The organism is Salipiger sp. PrR007, from assembly GCF_010499845.1.
GTDB classification, from domain to species: Bacteria; Pseudomonadota; Alphaproteobacteria; order Rhodobacterales; family Rhodobacteraceae; genus Salipiger; species Salipiger pacificus_A.
The window spans coordinates 66,498-80,235 of sequence record NZ_JAAGOZ010000028.1; the positions used below are offsets into that span (position 1 = coordinate 66,498).

Consider the following 13,738-nt stretch of genomic DNA (forward strand, 5'->3'; position numbering starts at 1 on the left):
GCCCCAAACAGGGAATGAAGATGATGACAGAACAAGCGGTCGCTTCAGCGGCCAGGGTCCTGCATGCTCCGACGGTGATCTCGGCCGAGGGGCTGAACCTCGTCTACGAGACGAACGACGGCCCGGTTCAGGCGCTGAAAGACGTGGACTTGAAAATCGGCAAGGGCGACTTCGTCTCCTTCATCGGTCCCTCGGGTTGTGGCAAGACCACCTTCCTGCGGGTGATGGCGGACCTCGAGACGCCGACCTCGGGCACGGTGCTGGTCAATGGCGTGACCCCCGAGGCCGCCCGCAAGGCGCGCGCCTATGGTTATGTCTTTCAGGCGGCGGGGCTCTACCCGTGGCGCACCATCGGTGGCAACATCCGCCTACCACTGGAGATCATGGGCTATTCGAAAGCCGAGCAGGCCGAGCGGGTGCAGCGCGTGCTCGACCTGGTGGAGCTGGCGGGCTTCGAGAAGAAGTACCCCTGGCAGCTTTCGGGCGGCATGCAGCAGCGGGCCTCCATCGCCCGGGCGCTGGCTTTCGATGCCGACATTCTGCTGATGGATGAGCCCTTCGGGGCGCTCGACGAGATCGTTCGCGATCACCTCAACGAGCAGCTTTTGGCGCTCTGGGCGCGCACCGAAAAGACCATCTGCTTCGTCACCCACTCGATCCCCGAAGCGGTGTACCTGTCGACCAGGATCGTCGTCATGTCGCCGCGCCCGGGGCGGATCACCGATATCATCGAGAGCCCGCTGCCGAAGGATCGCCCGCTCGAGATCCGCGACACGCCGGAATTCCTCGAGATCGCCCACCGCGTACGCGAGGGGCTGCGGGCGGGGCATGCCTATGACTGATCTGTCTGTCAGGCGCGCCGTGGACACCGACATTGGCACCTGCGCGGCGGTGTTGAACGGCTGGATCGACGCCACCCCGTGGTTCCCGCGCGTGCATTCGGCCGAAGAGGTCGAGGGCTTCCTGCGGGACGCCTTCCCAGCGCGCGAGGTCTGGGTGATCGGCAATCCGGTCGAGGGCTATCTCTCGGTCGATCCCGAAGCGGGCAAAATCGGCGCTCTCTACTGTGCGCGCAGCGGCGCGGGGCTTGGCAAGGCGCTGATGGACAAGGCGAAGGAGGGGCGCGATCGGCTCTTCCTGCACACCCACGTTGCCAACGAGGCGGCGCAGCGCTTTTACCGGCGCGAGGGCTTCGTCGGCGCGGGGGCGGTCGATCCGGAGCCGCCGCACGAGCTGCCCGAGCTGCGGATGGAGTGGGTGCGATGAGAAACGTGATCCCGGTCCTCACCGTCGTTCTGGCAATCCTGGTGATCTGGTACGGCGCCGCCGTTATGCTCAACAAGCAATGGGTTCTCGACCAGGCGGCGCGACAGGACCGTGTGCTGACCACGCCCGAGCTGATCGCCGAGACCTGGGCACAAGAGAAACCCAAGCTGCCCGCGCCGCACCAAGTGGCGGCCGAGCTCTGGGACACGGTGGCGATGAAGAAGCCCACCTCGAAGCGCAGCCTCGTCTACCACGCCTGGGTGACCATGAGCGCCACGGTGCTGGGCTTCGGGCTCGGCACGCTGCTTGGTTTCGCGCTGGCGGTGGGCATCGTCTACAACCGGGTGATGGACAAATCGGTCATGCCTTGGGTGATCGCCAGCCAAACCATCCCCATCCTCGCCATCGCACCGATGATCATCGTGGTGCTGAACGCCATCGGCATCTCGGGGTTGCTGCCCAAGGCGATGATCTCGATGTACCTGTCGTTCTTCCCGGTGGTGGTGGGCATGGTGAAGGGGCTGCGCAGCCCGGACTCCATGCAGCTTGACCAGATGCGCACATGGAGCGCGACCCGGGCTCAGGAGTTCTGGCGGCTGCGGCTGCCGGCCTCGATGCCCTATCTCTTTGCCTCGATGAAGATCGCCATGGCGGCAAGCCTCGTTGGGGCCATCGTCGGCGAGCTGCCGACCGGCGCGGTGGCGGGGCTCGGCGCGCGGCTGCTGGCCGGAAGCTATTACGGGCAGACCATCCAGATCTGGTCGGCGCTGTTGATGGCGGCTGCTCTGGCAGCGGCGCTGGTGGGGCTGATCGGGCTCATTCAGCGTGTCACCCTCAAGCGGATGGGAATGGCATGAGCTGGATTGTTGCAGGGCTGATCATCTGGGCGCTGGGTCTCTGGGCCAACGTCCGGCTCTCGAAACGGAGGGGCCGGGTGGCGGCGCTGGCCGTGCCGGTGATCTTCGGGCTGGTGCTGGTCTTCGTCTGGGAGGCAGTGGTGCGCGGCTTCGGTATCTCGCCGGTGCTGCTGCCCGCGCCCTCGGTGATCGCGGCGCGCTTCGGGCAGTCGTCGAGCGTGCTCTGGCAGGACTTCGTGCAGACGGTGCTTAAAGGGGCGCTCACCGGCTACGTGCTGGGCTGCGGCGCGGCACTGCTGACGGCCGTCGTGGTCGATCGCTTCGACTTTCTGCGGCGCGGGCTTCTGCCGGTGGGCAACTTCGTCGCGGCGCTGCCGATCATCGGCATCGCGCCCATTCTGGTCATGTGGTTCGGTTTCGACTGGCAGTCCAAGGCGGCGGTCGTGGTGGTCATGGTGTTCTTTCCGGTGCTGGTCAACGCGGTGCAGGGGCTTTCCGACACCAGTGCCATGCAGCGCGATCTCATGCGCACCTATGCCGCCGGCTATTGGACCAGCCTTTGGAAGCTGCGCCTGCCGGCGGCGCTGCCCTTCATCTTCAACGGGCTGAAGATCGCCTCCACCCTCGCGCTGATTGGCGCCATCGTTGCCGAGTTCTTCGGCTCGCCGATCACCGGAATGGGCTTTCGTATTTCCACCAGCGTCGGGCTCTTGCAGCTCGACCTCGTGTGGGCAGAGATCGTGGTGGCCGCGCTTGCGGGCTCGGCCTTCTACGGCGGCGTGGCGCTGATCGAACGCGCCGCGACCTTCTGGCACCCGTCGCAGCGGGGTCGGTGAAAAAGCAAACTGCGGCAAAAGACAAAGAAACGCGCAATGCAACAGGAGAGACAGATGACCAAGTTTACCGGATGGGGGATCGCGTCGGCTATGCTGCTCGCTGCGGGCGGGGCACAGGCCGCGGACGAGCTGACGCTGCAGCTCAAATGGGTGACCCAGGCCCAGTTCGCCGGCTATTACGTGGCCGCCGAGAAGGGCTTTTACGAGGAAGAGGACCTCGACGTGACGATCAAGCCGGGCGGGCCGGACATCGCGCCGGTGCAGGTGCTGCTGGGCGGCGGCGCGGACGTGATGGTCGACTGGCTGCCCTCGGCGCTGGCCGCGCGAGAGAACGGCGCGCCGATCGTCAACATCGCCCAGCCCTTCAAATCCTCGGGTCTCATGCTGACCTGCCTCAAGGAGCACGGCATCGAGAGCCCCGAGGATTTCCCGGGCCACACGCTCGGCACCTGGTTCTTTGGCAACGAGCTGCCGCTCTATTCGTGGATGTCCAAGCTCGGCTACGCGACCGACGGCTCCGAGGGCGGGGTGACCATCCAGAAGATCAACTTCAACGTCGACCCGCTGCTGCAGAAGCAGGTCGAATGCGCCACCACCATGACCTACAACGAGTACTGGCAGGTGATCGACGCGGGACTCACCCCCGAGGACCTGGTGGTCTTCAAGTACCAGGACGAGGGCATCTCGACGCTCGAGGACGGTCTTTACACCACCGAGGAAAACCTCGCCGACCCCGAGATGACCGAAAAGTTGGTGCGCTTCGTGCGCGCCTCGATGAAGGGCTGGAAATATGCCGAGGAGAACCCGGATGAGGCCGCCGAGATCGTGCTCGAGAACGACGAGACCGGCGCCCAGACCGAAAAGCATCAGAAGCGCATGATGGGCGAGATCGCCAAGCTGACCGCCGGATCGAATGGCGCGCTGGACCCGGCCGATTTCACCCGCACCGTCGAGGTGCTGCTGAGCGCCGGCGCCGACCCGGTGATCACAAAGGACCCGGGCGAGGCCGCCTGGACCCATGCGATCACCGACGAAGCGCTGAAGTAAGCGCTCTCGGCCCTGCAAAGGAAAACGGGGGTGGCGCAAGCGCCACCCCCTTCTTCATTAAATCACTGCTATTTTGACCGGGGGCGCGGGGTAATCCGCAGGGGTACCACGGCACTCGCAAAGAACGCCCCGAGTCTTAGACCGCGCAGGTAACGCGGCGATGACAGCAGGGGGCGCGGCCCCGGCAGCCGTACCATTCAGCCCGCCCGTGCGCGGCTCAGAGTCAACAGGAGCTCGGCGCTGCTGAACGGGCGTTGAAGCACCTCGTAGGCGCAGGCGGGTCCCTGCTGCTCGGCGGCATCCCCGGCAAGCGCGATGCGGGTCCCGGCGGCGCTCAGCAACTGGCCGAGCGCGCTCTTGGGGACCTCTTCAGGGGCCATCTGCAGCAGTGCCACGCCCACATGTCCTTCGGACTGGACAAGCAGCAACGCCGCCTCGGGGGTGCGCGCGCAGACAACGCGCGCCGTGGGGTCGTGCTCGGAAATGCTTCGTGCAACATCTTCGGCCACGAAGGGATCATTCAACAGCACCAGAAACCCCGGCCCAGCGTCGGGCATGTCATCGGGAATCATGCGCGGTCTCCTCTCGTTGCGCGCAGACTGGAACCAAACCGGCAGGGACGCATTAATCTGTGACATAGGAGGTCGAGATGCGTCAGATATCCTGCCAGAGCTGCCCTTTGCGCCGCAAGGCTCTGTTCCGGCCATTCGAGGAGGACGAATTGGCCTTCATGGATCGCTTCAAGGTCGGAGAACTGAGCGTCGATCCCGGCACGCACCTGCTGATCGAGGGGGCGAATTCACCGCAGATCTTCACCGTCCTGGAGGGTATGGGCCTGCGTTACAAGACACTCGAGAACGGGCGGCGGCAGGTGATCAACTTCCTGCTGCCCGGCGATCTGACCGGGCTTCAGGCAGGGCTTCTGGGCGAGATGAAGCACTCTGTGCAGGCGACCAGCGCCATGCGCCTTTGCGTGTTCAACCGCTCGGACCTCTGGTCGCTCTACCGCAAGCAGCCGTCATTGGCCTATGATGTGACGTGGATTGCCGCCTCGGAGGAGCATTTCCTCGGCGAGACACTGGCCACCGTCGGCCAGCGCGACGCGGCGGAGCGCGTGGCCTGGGCGCTGCTGAAGATCTTCCGGCGGCTCTCCGAGATGGGGATCGGGCAGGGACCGCGTGTGCCGTTGCCCTACCGCCAGCAGGACCTTGCGGATGCGCTCGGCCTGTCGCTGGTCCACACCAACAAGACGTTGGCGCGGTTGCGGGCGCGGGGCCTGGCGGAATGGGCGGACGGTGAACTGCATGTCAGCGATGTTGACGGCATGGCCGAACTGGCCATGGCCGACGCCGACGAGCCCTCGGTACGTCCGCTTCTCTGAGCGCGGCGCGCCGGATCAGCGGCGCAGCGTGTCGCCGTAGGCGATCTTTGGGGTCAGTTCGACGATGCGCTCGTAATCCGCGTCGGGATTCTCGACCCGCGCCGCGATGATCTGGGCCGCCTTGCGACCGATTTCGGCCCGGTGCGCATCCATGGTCGCCAGCTGCCGCGGCAGCCCTTGCAGCAATTCGACTCCGTTAAAGCCGGCAAGGCCGATCTCGCCGGGGATGTCGCGGCCCTGTTCCATCAGGTAGAGCAGCCCGCCCGCGCCGATCATGTCGTTGGAGTAATAGAGGAAGTCGATCTCCGGCTCGCGCTCGAGGATGGCCTGCGTCATCTCGCGGCCCTTCTTCAGGGCCGAACCGCCGGAGTAGAACTCCTGATCCACCACCTCGACACCGCTTTTCGCCAGCGCCTCGGTGAAGCCCTCGAAGCGTTTCCGGGCGCGGTGGTCCAGCGGCATCTTGGTGCCGAGGAAGCCGATCTTCTGGTAGCCCGCGCGCAGGATCGCCTTGGCCATCTCGCGTCCGGCGCGGCGGTGCGAGATTCCGACGGCGCAATCGACCGGCGTGCCGTCGATGTCCATGATTTCGACCACGGGAATGCCGCTGGCCTTCATCATCGCCTTTGCGGCTTCGGTGTGCTCGAGCCCGGCGATGATCACACCCGAGGGGCGCCACGAGAGCATCTCGTAGAGCACCCGCTCTTCTTTTTCCGGCATGTAGTCGGTGATGCCGACCACCGGCTGCAGCTCTGTCTCCTCGAGCACCGATGCAATGCCCGCCATGACCTCGGGGAAGACCATGTTGCGCATCGACGGAATGATCACCGCGACAAGGTTCACCCGCTGGCTCGCCAGCGCCCCGGCGATCTTGTTGGGCACGTAGCCAAGCGTCTTGGCCGCTTCGAGCACCTTTGCCCGCGTGGCCTCGGACACGTCGCCCCGGTTGCGCAACACCCGGCTCACGGTCATCTCGGACACGCCGGAGGCCTCGGAGACGTCTCTGAGGGTGAGGGGGCGGGGATCGGTGTCGGCCACGGGCGGCTCCTTCGAAGCACTAAATACCTGAATGTTAGCCTTTCTGCCCCGCCATACAAGCCAAAGCCGCGGCGCGGCGAATTTTCCGCTTGCCGGGTGACAACCGGGTGAACGCGCGCTATTGGAAGGCCGTCGGTCCCGTGGCTCAACTGGATAGAGCAGCCCCCTCCTAAGGGGCAGGTTGCAGGTTCGAATCCTGCCGGGATCGCCAGCTTTCCTTGTCCGAATGTTTGAGAAGCCTGCGGCATCGCGCGTTCGTTGAGGGGGCCGACGAGGCGTGAGGCGGTTGGGATGTCCGGCTCCGGGTCTCCCGCCGGCGCCGTGCCCTAGGGGCGCAGCATCTCGTTCACCGGGTGGTGCTCTGCCTGGAGCTGCTTGACCAGATAAGGTTTCAGCAGATCGCCCATGTATCTTGCCCCTTCCGGCGTGAGGTGCGTGCCGTCGAACGTCAGCGGAGAGCCCGAGGGATCGGCGTTGGCGCAGGTCTCGTAGCTGCCGCACAGAAGCCTCTGAAGATCGACGTATTCGGCCAGCTTGGGAATTGTTTCGCTCATTTCGAGGCTGACCGCGGAAGGGTCTTCGGGAACCGGACGCCTGCCGATCAGTGCGTCAATGCCATCGGCAAAGACGCGATAGGTCAGCCGGTCTCCGAAATGCTTGCGCCCGAAGACGACGAGCTTGGCATCGGTGTCGGCCGAGAGCGCTTCGAGGGATTTGGGCAGCAGCGGCGCGGTCCAGGGGTTCCAGGACGACACCAGCCAGAGCTGATCGGCTTCGCGGAGCCGGGCTTGAAGCTTCGGGTCCTGGTAGCCGGGCAACCTGGCGCATTCCTCGCGGTTTTCGCGGTTTCGGTACTTGTCCAAGTTGTCGATCATCAGATTCCCGCACCGCCCGGGGATGTGGTAGGTCGAGAGGTCGAAGTCCCGGTCCATTCCCGTCTCGTAGAGCGCGTTCACCAGATCCTGCCCGTAGGAGTCTCCGACGATCAGCACCTTTGGAAGGTCGCCGTCGCCGCTGAACGCGCGGCCCTTCAGCGCGTCGAAGCGCGTCGGCACATAGTCGTCGGCCTCGACGAAGCTTCTGAGAATGCGTTGCTCTTCGGGGCTGTAGCGGCGCTCCCAGCCGGTGTCGGCGGTCAGGGCGAGGCCGAGAAGGGCGAAAAGGCTGAGCGCGGCGAAGGAGGAGGTCAGCACCCGTTTTGCGGGGACTCCCGGTGTCCGCCTCCGGAAAGGCTGCTCGATAAATTTCCAGGTCAGCCAGGCGAGGGGGAAGGTCAGAAGCGCGCATATCGCGACGCCGAGCTTATCGTCGGGAAAGGCGTGCCGGTAAAAGGTCATGAGCGGCTGGTGCCAAAGGTAGGCGCTGTAGGAGATCAGTCCGATCAGCACGATCCAGCGCGTTGTCAGAATGCGGTGCACCACCGTTCCGGGCTTTGTATAGAGGATGACCAGCGCGGCGCCCAGACAGGCGGGCAGCGCATAAAGGCCGCTCGACAGTCGGGTTTCATCGACGATGGCATAACTGATCAGGATCGCCGCGAAGCCGGCCAGCGACAGGAGGCCGTAAAGAGATGGGCGGGGAGAGACTTCGGTTCTGGCGAAGGACAGCGACGCGAGCGCGCCGATCAGAAGCTCCCATGCGCGCATCGGGAAGAGGTAGAAGGCATACTTGGGGTCCGATGCGACCGAGTTCATCACCAGTGCCAGGCTCAGCAGAGCGGCGCCGATCAAGGCATGGACCAGGTAGCGCCGGGCCTTGCGATAGATGAGCGCCAGGAAGATCGGATAGACAATGTAGAATTGCTCCTCGACCGCGAGACTCCAAGTGTGGAGGAGGGGATTCAGCTCTGCATGGGTATGGAAATAATTGATTTCCTTCAGGAAGAAGATATTCGACAGAAAGGTCATCGCGGCCACCACGCTCTTTCCGAACGTTTGCAGGTCGCTAGGGGGAAGAAAGATCAATGCGGCGGGAATGGTGCATGCAATGATGAAGATCAAGGCCGGCAGAATACGCCTTGCGCGCCTCTCGTAGAAATCGACAATACTGAATCTGTCGGATTTCAGGTCAGACATCAGAAGGGATGTGATTAGAAACCCGCTTATGACGAAAAAGACATCAACCCCGATGAAGCCGCCGGGGACTGCAGTGTGAGACGCGTGAAAGGCAATAACTGGAACGACAGCAAAGGCGCGCAAGCCATCAATATGTGCTTTGTAATTCACTAAGCGGCTCCAAATATTCAAAAAAATTTTGGGACAAATGACACATGGGCCGGGGAGGAAACGGACCCAAGTTGCGTCCCTCCATGAATGCTAGTGCATGGGTGGCACTCGATCCACCACGTTGAACCTCGCCGCGGCTCCCTCTCCAAGAGCGCAATCTCGCCGTCTTGCCTCGAGAGGCGCCCCATGCTGCGCAACGCCAAATTGTTGGAAGAGATAGCAGGCACATAGCGCCGACGAAGCGGGCAGACGCCTGCCGCGCGCCGAGTCCGCCTCGGTGACGCCTTTTCCGTGCAGGAGGCAGATGTCTGCCGATCGCCTTTTCATTCGGCAGTAGGTTCCAGGCTTTCGTCGGAGCGCCGAGGCGGGGGTGATTCTCGCCCCCCGGCCTCCGAGACCCGCCGCGCGCGGTCTGCGGGCCGGATCCGAGGCGGGCGGGGCCTGGATTGCGCCCGCTGATCATTGCCGAGACACCCGGTGCGTATCTGCATAAAATCTCAAATAACTTGCGTGGTCTGCGAGGCGATCTTCTCGGTCCCATCCGCACCAAATTTCATGGTCCCAAATATTCCAAACTCGCGTACAACATTATGCCGCGACCGTTTGTCTCACTTTCGTCTCGGTGCTCCACAGATGCTCCGGGACAGCGCACATGTCTGATCATGCAGAATTCGGAGTTTCGACGATGCCGAGCCTTCTCGATTGCTGCGCAGGTCGGCAGACCCGCCTCGGGATTCCGGGATATTTCCGGCGCGCGTGTTTTCGCCTCGGTCGTCGCCTGTACGCTCGACGGGGACGCGGCGGGATTTCGCGAAGACGACATGTGCGAGCTCCACATGAGCGAGGTCCCGAGCGCGCAGAACGGATGGCGCGGCCTGTTCGTGCTCCTTTCTGGCACAAGGACGCTTGCTGCCAAGATCCTCACGGGCTTTGCGCGCCGGAATGGACGGTCGAACGCGAGGCGACGCGCGCGCAGGCGATCCGGCATTGCCCTTGCCGATCTCGCGAGCGATCATGATCGAAACCGTGTGTTTCTATAGGTCTTCATGATCGCCAAGCTGGAAATGTTCATTGCGCTTGCTCGGGAGAAGCATTTTGGTCGGGCGGCGCTCAGCCTCGGCATCACCCAGCCAACGCTCTCCACCGGCATCCGCCAGCTCGAGGAGCAGCTCGGCGTCAAGCTGGTGCAGCGCGGTTCGCGCTTTGGCGGGCTGACGCCCGAGGGCCAGCGCGCGCTGGTCTGGGCGCGTCAGATCGTCGGAGACACGCGGCGGCTGCGCGATGAGATGCGTGCGTCGCGTGAGGGTCTGGCCGGTCACCTGCGGCTTGCGGTGATCCCCACCGCGTTGACGTGGGCCTCGACGCTCACGGCGCGCTTCATCGAGCGTCACCCGCGGGTAACCTTCACCGTGCTCTCGCGTGCCTCGGCGGAGATCCTCTCGATGCTCGACGATCTGGAGATTGACGCCGGCATCTCCTACCTCGACAACGAGCCGCTGGGCCGGGTCACCACCCGCCCGCTCTACCGAGAGGCTTACCAACTCGTCTGCCGCAAGGATCATCCGTTGGCCGGGCGAAAGATGCTGGATTGGGCCGAGCTCGGAAGCCTGAAGCTCTGCCTGCTGACCCCCGAGATGCAGAACCGCCGGATCATCAACCGGCAATTCATGGAGGCCGGGGTCGCGCCGGTCTCGGCCATTGAATCAAACTCCACGGTTGTACTGGTGAGCAACGTGCTGACAGGCGACTGGGTCACGATCCTGCCGACCGACCTCGCGAAGTTCCTTGCCGAAGGCAAACCGCTTTCGTTGGTGCCGCTTGCGACGGACAGCCGCGCGCATGAGGTCGGGCTTATCGCACCTTGGCAGGAGCCCTACACGCCGGTCCTGCAGGCGCTGCTCGACGAGGCAAAGGCCCTTGCGCGCCCCGGCTGACGCCGAAGCATTTGATCCGGCTCAAATCAGGCCGCGCCTCGCTGCCCTAGGGTGGCAACAGAGGAGGGCCTGCCATGTCGCATCCGCCGCCGATCTACCGTGTCGAAGGGCTCACCCGTGTGTACGGCGAGGGGGCGTCGGCCGTGCATGCGCTGCGCGGGGTCGACCTGGAGCTGCCGCCGGGCGAGATCACAGTGCTGCTCGGCCCCTCGGGCAGCGGCAAGTCGACCTTGCTCAACATTCTCGGCGGGCTCGACCGGCCGAGCGACGGCCGTGCCTGGTTCCGGGGTGAGGATCTGACCGCCATGTCGGACCGGGCGCTCACCCGCTACCGGCGTGACAACCTCGGCTTCGTCTTCCAGTTCTACAATCTCATGCCCTCGCTCACTGCAGAGGAAAACGTCGAGCTCGTCACCGAGATTGCCCGCGATCCGATGGACCCCGAGGAGGCACTGGCGCTGGTTGGCCTCGGCAGCCGAAAGGATCACTTTCCGAGCCAGCTTTCGGGGGGCGAGCAGCAACGCGTCGCAATTGCTCGTGCGGTGGCCAAGCAGCCCGACGTGCTGCTCTGCGACGAGCCGACCGGGGCGCTCGACAGCGCCACCGGTCGCGAGGTGCTGGGGGTGCTGCAGCATCTCAACCGCAGCCTCGGGACCACGGTGATGATCGTCACCCATGCCGCCGCGACCGCCGAGATGGCCGACCGTGTGATCCGTTTCGCCGACGGCGCGATCCGCACGGTCGAGCGCAACGACGCCCCGCGCGCCGCCGCCGAGATCGAGTGGTGAGCGCATGAGTAGCCTCGACCGCAAGCTCTCGCGCGACCTTTGGCGGATGAAGGGGCAGGCGGCGGCGATTGCCGTCGTCATGGCGCTGGGCGTGATGATGCAGGTGATGATGGCCGGTCTCGTCGTGACGCTCGACGAGACCCGCCGGGGCTACTACGAGCGCTACCGCTTCGCCGAGGTCTTCGCCCCGGTGACCCGCGCGCCGGGTCACCTGCTGCACCAGGTTGCGGCACTTCCAGGCGTGGCGCGGGCCGAGGGGCGCATCTCCGGCGCGGCGCGGATCGAGCTGCCGGACCACGCGGTCCCGGTGGCGGCCCGGGCCCTGTCCTTGCCCGACCACGCCGAACCCGCGCTCAACGCCATCAGGGTGCAGCAGGGGCGGCTCTTCAACCCCGGCGCGCCCGAGGAGGTGGTCCTGCTCGACACGTTCGCCGCCGCGCATGGACTGCGGCCCGGCGACAGCCTGCAGGTGGTCATGAACGGCGCGCGGCGCAGTCTGCGGATCACCGGGCTCGCGCGCTCGCCGGAATTTCTCTACGCCGCGGCACCGGGCGAGATGGTGCCGGACGATACGCGCTTTGCCGTGCTGTGGATGTCGCAGACCTCGCTTGCCGCCGCCTTCGACATGAAGGGTGCCTATTCCGAGTTTCTCGTCACGCTCACCCGCGGCACCGATCCGCGTGGGGTGATCGCGGCGCTCGATCACCTTCTCAAGCCTTGGGGCGCGGCGGGGGCCTATGACCGCGAGGACCAGTTCTCGCATCGCTTCGTCTCGGAGGAGATCAGCGGGCTGCGCGACACGGCAGCGGCGATCCCGCCGGTGTTCCTCGGCATCGCCGCCTTCCTGCTGAACATCGTCATCGCCCGGATGGTGCAGGCCGAGCGCGAGGAGATCGGCCTGCTCAAGGCCTTCGGCTACCGCGGTGCCGAGATCGGCGGGCACTACCTCAAGCTGGTGCTGGCGATCGCCGTGGCCGGAGCGCTGCTGGGCGCGCTGCTTGGCATCCTCGCGGGGCGCGGGATGGTGCAGCTCTACCTGCAGTTCTACAAGTTTCCCTTCCTTGTCTTCCGGCTCGACCCGGGCGCGCTGGCTCTGGGGCTGGTGGTGAGCGTGCTGGCGGCGGCGGCGGGAGGGGCGGTGGTGCTGCGCCGCATCTTCGCGCTGCAACCGGCCGAGGCGATGCGCCCGCCCACCCCCGCCGACTACCGCCGCGCCGGCCGCTGGGCGCGGGCGGTGAAGTCGCTTGACCAGCCCACCCGCATGGTGCTGCGCCGCTTCACCCGCACGCCCTTTCGCATGCTCGGTGCCGTGGTGGGGATCACCTTCGGCATGGGGCTCTCGGTGGGGATGCTGACCATCCACGCGGGGTTCAACCAGGCGGTGGCGCTCAGCTTCGACGTGCTCGATCGCTCCGAGGCTAGCGTGACCTTTACCCATGCCGTGTCGCAGAAGACCCTGCTCGAGCTGGCGCGCCACCCGGGCGTGCTGCAGGCCGAGGGCTCACGTGCGGTGGCGGTGGTGCTGCGCAATGGACGCCTGACCCACCGGGGAGCGATCACCGGGCTGCCGCCGAAGCCCGAGTTGGTCCGCGCATTGACACCCGACTTTGTCCCTCTCGCGCTCGACGGCTCGGGGCTGGTGCTGAGCACGGCACTGGCGCGCAAGCTGAAGGCGCAGGCGGGGGACGTGCTGACCGTCGAGGTGCGCGAGGGCGCGCAGCCAGTGCTGCGCCTGCCGGTCACAGGCGTTTCGGAGACCGTGCTCGGCGCCCCTGCCTATATGGCGCTGGCGGCGCTGGACCGGGCGCTCTTCGAGCCGGGCCGGATTTCCAGCGCCGCCCTGAGGCTCGACCCGGCGCAGGCCGAGGCGGTGCAGGTCTGGCTGCGCGACCAGCCGGTGGTGGCCGGGGTGAGCCTCAAGTCCGAGGCGCGCGCGGCCTTCGAGCGGGTGATGAACCAGGGCACCGGCGCGACGCGCTTCATCATGGCGGCGGTGGCCTTCACCATCACCTTCGGCATCATCTACAACGCCGCGCGCATCGCGCTCGCCGAACGCGCCCACGACCTCGCCAGCCTGCGTGTCATCGGCTTTTCCAAAGGCGAGGCTGCCTATGTGCTGCTTGGTGAACTCGGGCTGGTGACGCTGCTGGCGCTGCCCTGCGGCGCGCTGCTCGGCTGGGGCATCGCGCATATGCTGGCCGCCGCCTATTCCTCGGACCTCTACACGATCACGGTGGTGTTCCGGCCCGCCGCCTTCGGATTCGCCGCGTTGGTGGTGATCGCGGGCGCGGTCCTCTCGGGGCTGCTAGTGAAACGCGACGTGGACCGCGCCGACCTCGTCGCCGCGCTCAAGACACGGGATTGAC

The 13,738-nt window shown here is 65.5% G+C and carries 13 protein-coding genes and 1 tRNA gene; 11 read left to right on the forward strand and 3 right to left on the reverse strand.

The window, feature by feature from the left end:
* Nucleotides 1-23: 23 nt before the first annotated feature.
* The 5 genes from G0Q01_RS13060 to G0Q01_RS13080 are packed head-to-tail and all read left to right on the forward strand — an operon-like array spanning nucleotide 24 to nucleotide 4,006.
* The gene (locus tag G0Q01_RS13060) at nucleotides 24-842 is read left to right on the forward strand and encodes an ABC transporter ATP-binding protein (RefSeq protein WP_203595017.1); all 819 of its coding nucleotides are present in this window, start codon (nucleotides 24-26) and stop codon (nucleotides 840-842) included.
* A complete protein-coding gene (locus G0Q01_RS13065; RefSeq protein WP_164195103.1) occupies nucleotides 835-1,266 on the forward strand; it encodes a GNAT family N-acetyltransferase in 432 nt (143 codons plus the stop codon). Before G0Q01_RS13060 ends, G0Q01_RS13065 begins: the two co-directional genes overlap by 8 nt.
* Complete coding sequence (locus G0Q01_RS13070) at nucleotides 1,263-2,123, forward strand: ABC transporter permease (RefSeq protein WP_164213519.1); 861 nt, start codon at nucleotides 1,263-1,265, stop codon at nucleotides 2,121-2,123. The genes G0Q01_RS13065 and G0Q01_RS13070 overlap by 4 nt, the downstream gene beginning before the upstream one ends.
* The gene (locus tag G0Q01_RS13075) at nucleotides 2,120-2,959 is read left to right on the forward strand and encodes an ABC transporter permease (protein WP_164213520.1); all 840 of its coding nucleotides are present in this window, start codon (nucleotides 2,120-2,122) and stop codon (nucleotides 2,957-2,959) included. The genes G0Q01_RS13070 and G0Q01_RS13075 overlap by 4 nt, the downstream gene beginning before the upstream one ends.
* Before the next feature lie 54 nt (nucleotides 2,960-3,013).
* Nucleotides 3,014-4,006: an ABC transporter substrate-binding protein gene (locus tag G0Q01_RS13080; RefSeq protein ID WP_164195109.1), complete on the forward strand. Its 993-nt coding sequence runs from the start codon at nucleotides 3,014-3,016 to the stop codon at nucleotides 4,004-4,006.
* 197 nt (nucleotides 4,007-4,203) lie between these two features.
* Here the strand turns inward: G0Q01_RS13080 and G0Q01_RS13085 are convergent, their stop codons facing one another.
* A complete protein-coding gene (locus tag G0Q01_RS13085) occupies nucleotides 4,204-4,578 on the reverse strand; it encodes a hypothetical protein (RefSeq protein WP_164195112.1) in 375 nt (124 codons plus the stop codon).
* 77 nt (nucleotides 4,579-4,655) lie between these two features.
* Between G0Q01_RS13085 and G0Q01_RS13090 the strand changes: the two genes are divergently transcribed.
* Nucleotides 4,656-5,387, forward strand: a complete 732-nt coding sequence (locus G0Q01_RS13090) for a Crp/Fnr family transcriptional regulator (protein ID WP_108964573.1) — start codon at nucleotides 4,656-4,658, stop codon at nucleotides 5,385-5,387.
* Between the two features lie 15 nt (nucleotides 5,388-5,402).
* Here G0Q01_RS13090 and G0Q01_RS13095 read toward each other — a convergent pair whose 3' ends face one another.
* On the reverse strand, nucleotides 5,403-6,425 hold the full coding sequence (locus tag G0Q01_RS13095; RefSeq protein ID WP_108964574.1) for a LacI family DNA-binding transcriptional regulator: 1,023 nt from the start codon (nucleotides 6,423-6,425) through the stop codon (nucleotides 5,403-5,405).
* 134 nt (nucleotides 6,426-6,559) lie between these two features.
* On the opposite strand from G0Q01_RS13095, the gene G0Q01_RS13100 reads away from it, so the two are divergent.
* Nucleotides 6,560-6,636 (forward strand) — tRNA-Arg (locus G0Q01_RS13100).
* A gap of 115 nt (nucleotides 6,637-6,751) precedes the next feature.
* On the opposite strand, the gene G0Q01_RS13105 is transcribed toward G0Q01_RS13100, so the two are convergent.
* Complete coding sequence (locus G0Q01_RS13105) at nucleotides 6,752-8,650, reverse strand: acyltransferase family protein (protein WP_164213521.1); 1,899 nt, start codon at nucleotides 8,648-8,650, stop codon at nucleotides 6,752-6,754.
* Between the two features lie 446 nt (nucleotides 8,651-9,096).
* Here G0Q01_RS13105 and G0Q01_RS13110 point away from each other — a divergent pair, with 446 nt between their 5' ends.
* The 4 genes from G0Q01_RS13110 (at nucleotide 9,097) to G0Q01_RS13125 (ending at nucleotide 13,737) form a co-directional block, all read left to right on the forward strand.
* Nucleotides 9,097-9,690 (forward strand): hypothetical protein, encoded by a 594-nt coding sequence (locus G0Q01_RS13110; protein ID WP_164213522.1) that lies wholly within the window; start codon nucleotides 9,097-9,099, stop codon nucleotides 9,688-9,690.
* 6 nt (nucleotides 9,691-9,696) lie between these two features.
* A complete protein-coding gene (locus G0Q01_RS13115) occupies nucleotides 9,697-10,584 on the forward strand; it encodes a LysR family transcriptional regulator (protein WP_164188520.1) in 888 nt (295 codons plus the stop codon).
* Nucleotides 10,585-10,658: 74 nt separating this feature from the next.
* Nucleotides 10,659-11,372, forward strand: a complete 714-nt coding sequence (locus G0Q01_RS13120; RefSeq protein WP_164188522.1) for an ABC transporter ATP-binding protein — start codon at nucleotides 10,659-10,661, stop codon at nucleotides 11,370-11,372.
* 4 nt (nucleotides 11,373-11,376) lie between these two features.
* On the forward strand, nucleotides 11,377-13,737 hold the full coding sequence (locus tag G0Q01_RS13125; protein WP_164188524.1) for an ABC transporter permease: 2,361 nt from the start codon (nucleotides 11,377-11,379) through the stop codon (nucleotides 13,735-13,737).
* Nucleotide 13,738: the final 1 nt, after the last annotated feature.